Source organism: Mesorhizobium sp. M4B.F.Ca.ET.017.02.2.1, assembly GCF_003998955.1.
Classification (GTDB): domain Bacteria; phylum Pseudomonadota; class Alphaproteobacteria; order Rhizobiales; family Rhizobiaceae; genus Mesorhizobium; species Mesorhizobium abyssinicae.
The window spans coordinates 1-3,505 of sequence record NZ_RZOF01000482.1; the positions used below are offsets into that span (position 1 = coordinate 1).

Genomic DNA, 3,505 nt, shown 5'->3' on the forward strand with positions numbered 1-3,505 from the left:
GGCCTGTTCGGGCTGGTCGGGCAGCGAGAGCCTGTCGATGTGGCCGAGGCCTTCCCGGCAAGCGGCGGCGGCGGCGCTGATCGCGGCATCGAGACCGGCGCCAGCATGCATTTCATGCTGGCGCATCACCAGCCGGTCGCGCGCGGCGTCGAGGCCGCCGCCGGCGCTCTGCTCCGGAAAGGCGGCAGCCAGGCGGTCGACGGTCTCGATCAGTGCTGTCGCCTCGCGCGGTCCGGCAAGCAGCGCCGATACCTGCTTGTAGCACTCGTTTTCGGTCTGGCAGAACGGTTCGTCCCCGGAACGAACCAGGCGCAGCAAGGCGCGCACGCTCTTCAGCCGCTTGCGGCATTTGTGCAGGCCCTGCTCGGGCTTCTCGCGCGCCGTCTCGAGATGGGCAAGCGCCTTGCCGACCTCGTCGGCCAGGATGCGCCTGACCTCGCCGGTCAGCGGCAAGCGCGGATCGATGCGAAAACTCATGCGGCGATCTCCGGAATCCCCCCAAGGGCGAGCGACGCGTTGTAGAATCTCGACTCGCCGGTGATTTCACGGCCGAGCCAATCAGGCAGCATTTCGTCAGGCACGTCTTCCGGCGTCTCGAGCTCGGCCACCACCAGCCCCGCCAGCATCCCGCCGAAGACATCGACTTCATAGAGATAGCCGCGGTGCCTAACATGGTGACGTGTCTTCTCGATGACACGTCCGACGGCGAAGGCCTGCATCTCCTGCGCCTCCGCGAGCGGGATCGAATATTCGAACTCGTCGCGCTCGCGCGCCCTGCTGCCGAACTTCAGCGTCAGCTTGGCCGAGACGCCGTCGCTGATGCGCACACGCACCGAGCGGCCGGGTGTTGCAGCAAGGTAGAACTGCCGAATGCGGATATCCGCCTCGACCCGATCGCGCCAGGCGGGGCTGGCGACCAGGAACTTGCGTTCTACTTCCTTGACCATGGCCGCGCACTAAAGCGCGCGTGGACCAACATGGCAAGCCGATGCCGAGAATCAATTTGACTTTAATCAATCGATTGATTAAACGAATATTATGAGCAAGAAAACGAGCGCCAAACCTTCCCATCGCGAAGCTTCTCCCGCCGAGCAGACACGCGCCGCGCTCGTGCACGCGGCGCTCAAGCTGTTCGGGCGGCAAGGCTATGACGGCACCTCGACGCGCGAGATCGCCGCCGAGGCCAAGGCCAATATCGGCTCGATCGCCTATCATTTCGGCGGCAAGGAAGGACTGCGCACCGCCGCCGCCGATTACATCGTCGACACGATCCAGACGATTGCCGGCCAAGCCGTCGGAAGTCAGGCAATTGGAAGTCAGGCTGGTCCGGAAGCGGCGCGGGCGCAGCTCTTCGCCGCGCTGGAGCGGATGGTGGCCTTCATCGTTGCCAGCCCGCAAGCCGGCGAGATCGTACAATTCGTACTTAGGGAGCTTTCCCATCCGACGGCCGCGCTCGACCGCATCTATGCCGGCGTGTTCGAGCCGACGCACCGCAGGCTTTGCATGATCTGGGAGCAGGCGACGGGCGAGCCGGCCGAGAGCGAGCGCACCCGGCTCACCGTGTTCACGCTGATCGGCCAGGTCATCTATTTCCGCATCGGCCGCGAGGCAGTGATGCGCCGGATGGGCTGGCGAGAGATCGGCGAAGCCGAGGCCGCCAAGGTGGTGGCGATCGCCTCGGACAATCTCGGCGCAATTCTTGCTGCCCGCAGCAACGCCGCCCGCAAGGAGGGCAAACCATGAGCTTGCTTTGTTCGCTGCCGCTTGCCGCCCAGCTGTTCGGCGCCTGCGCGCCGGCGGCGCCGCTCGCCGTCGGCTATGTCGAGGGCGACTATGTGCTTTTGGCGCCGATCGAAGTGGCGCAGGTGGAGACGGTCGCCGTCAAGCGCGGCGACCGCGTCGCGCCGGGCGCGACCGTGGTGACGCTGGAAAGCGCCGACGCCAAAATCGCCGTGGCGCAGGCCGAGGCAGCGCTTGCGCAGGCCGAGGCGCAACTTGCCGACCTGCAAGTCGGCAAGCGCCCGGAAGAGATCGCCGTGCTCAAGGCGCAAGTCGACATGGCGAGGGCGCAGGCCGCCGACGCCAAGCGCCGCTACGATCGCGCCAGCGACCTCTACAAGCGCGGCACCGGCACGCAGGCCGACTATGACACGGCGTCGGCCGCGCTGGAGACAGCCAACGCGCAGCTCGGCCAGGCCGAGGCCAACCTCGCCGTCGGCGGACTGCCGGCGCGGCCAGAGACGATCAAGGCCGCCGACAACCAGGTCAAGCAGGCGCAGTCGGCGCTGGAACAGGCTCAGTGGCGGCTGTCGAAACGCGTGCTGACGGCGCCCTCGCCCGGCCGCGTCAACGACGTGATCCGCAACCCGGGCGACACCGCCGGCCCGACCGCGCCGGTCGTCTCGCTGCTGCCGGACGGCGCCGTTAAGCTCAGCGTCTACGTGCCGGAAAACGCTTTCTCGTCGGTCAAGGTCGGCGCGCTGCTCAGCGTTCATTGCGACGGCTGCGGGCCCGAGCTGAAAGCGCGCGTCAGCTATGTGTCGCCGGACCCGGAGTTCACGCCGCCGGTGATCTATTCGCTGGAGAACCGGCAGAAGCTGGTCTTCCTGGTCGAGGCGCGACCCGAGGGCGATGCCGGCCCGCTGCAGCCCGGGCAGATCGTCGACGTCGACCTGGCGGATGCCGGAAAATGAACGTCATCGACGTCCATGGCCTGGTCAAGCGCTTCGGCAACAAGACCGTCGTCGACCATGTGACGATGACTGTGGCCGAAGGCGAGATCGTCGGCTTCCTCGGGCCGAACGGCTCCGGCAAGACGACGACCATCCGCATCATGTGCGGGCTGCTGACACCGGACGAGGGCGAGGGCACGGTGCTCGGCTTCGACATCCGCACCGACTCGCTCAGCATCAAGCGCGAAGTCGGCTACATGACGCAGAAATTCTCGTTCTACGAAGATCTGACGATCGGCGAGAACCTCGAATTCGTGGCGCGGCTCTATCAACTGAGCCCGGTCGAGGAGCATGTGGCGCGGACGCTGGAGGAGCTTGGCCTGACGACGCGCCGCAGCCAGCTCGCCGGCACGCTGTCGGGCGGCTGGAAGCAGCGGCTCGCGCTCGCCGCCTGCATCATGCACAAGCCGAAGCTGCTCCTGCTCGACGAGCCGACGGCCGGGGTCGATCCCAAGGCGAGGCGCGAATTCTGGGACGAGATCCACCGGCTGGCGAGCGGCGGCCTGACCGTGCTGGTCTCGACCCACTACATGGACGAAGCCGAGCGCTGCCACCGCATCAGCTACATTTCCTACGGCAAGATGCTGGCCACCGGCACGGTGGAAGAGGTGGTGAAGAATGCCGGGCTCACCACCTTCGTCGTGCAGGGTCCGCGCCTCGACCAGGTCGCGGAGGCGCTGCAGGGCCGCGCCGGCGTCGACCAGGTGGCGCCGTTCGGCGCGACGCTGCATGTCGTCGGCTCCGACAAACAGGCGCTCAAGGCGGCGCTCGCC

General features: G+C 67.0%; 5 protein-coding genes. 3 read left to right on the forward strand and 2 right to left on the reverse strand.

The features are described from left to right. Positions 1 to 477: CHAD domain-containing protein (locus EN738_RS32380; RefSeq protein ID WP_145967002.1), on the reverse strand; the 477-nt coding region annotated here is incomplete at its 3' end. Then, positions 474 to 947 (reverse strand): CYTH domain-containing protein, encoded by a 474-nt coding sequence (locus tag EN738_RS32385; RefSeq protein ID WP_127287123.1) that lies wholly within the window; start codon positions 945 to 947, stop codon positions 474 to 476. The genes EN738_RS32385 and EN738_RS32380, both read right to left, overlap by 4 nt. Positions 948 to 1,038: 91 nt before the next feature. Between EN738_RS32385 and EN738_RS32390 the strand changes: the two genes are divergently transcribed. The 3 genes from EN738_RS32390 to EN738_RS32400 all read left to right on the forward strand — a co-directional run. Next, complete coding sequence (locus EN738_RS32390) at positions 1,039 to 1,743, forward strand: DUF1956 domain-containing protein (protein ID WP_127287124.1); 705 nt, start codon at positions 1,039 to 1,041, stop codon at positions 1,741 to 1,743. Next, positions 1,740 to 2,693 carry an HlyD family efflux transporter periplasmic adaptor subunit gene (locus EN738_RS32395; protein WP_127287125.1) on the forward strand — a complete coding sequence of 318 codons (954 nt, stop codon included), beginning with the start codon at positions 1,740 to 1,742 and terminating at the stop codon, positions 2,691 to 2,693. The genes EN738_RS32390 and EN738_RS32395 overlap by 4 nt, the downstream gene beginning before the upstream one ends. Further along, positions 2,690 to 3,505: ABC transporter ATP-binding protein (locus EN738_RS32400; protein WP_145967003.1), on the forward strand; the 816-nt coding region annotated here is incomplete at its 3' end. The genes EN738_RS32395 and EN738_RS32400, both read left to right, overlap by 4 nt.

Coding starts and splice junctions, on each gene's coding strand:
- EN738_RS32385 (WP_127287123.1), bottom strand. CDS start 947: ATGGTCAAGGAAGTAGAACGCAAGTTCCTGGTCGCCAGCCCCGCCTGG.
- EN738_RS32390 (WP_127287124.1), top strand. CDS start 1,039: ATGAGCAAGAAAACGAGCGCCAAACCTTCCCATCGCGAAGCTTCTCCC.
- EN738_RS32395 (WP_127287125.1), top strand. CDS start 1,740: ATGAGCTTGCTTTGTTCGCTGCCGCTTGCCGCCCAGCTGTTCGGCGCC.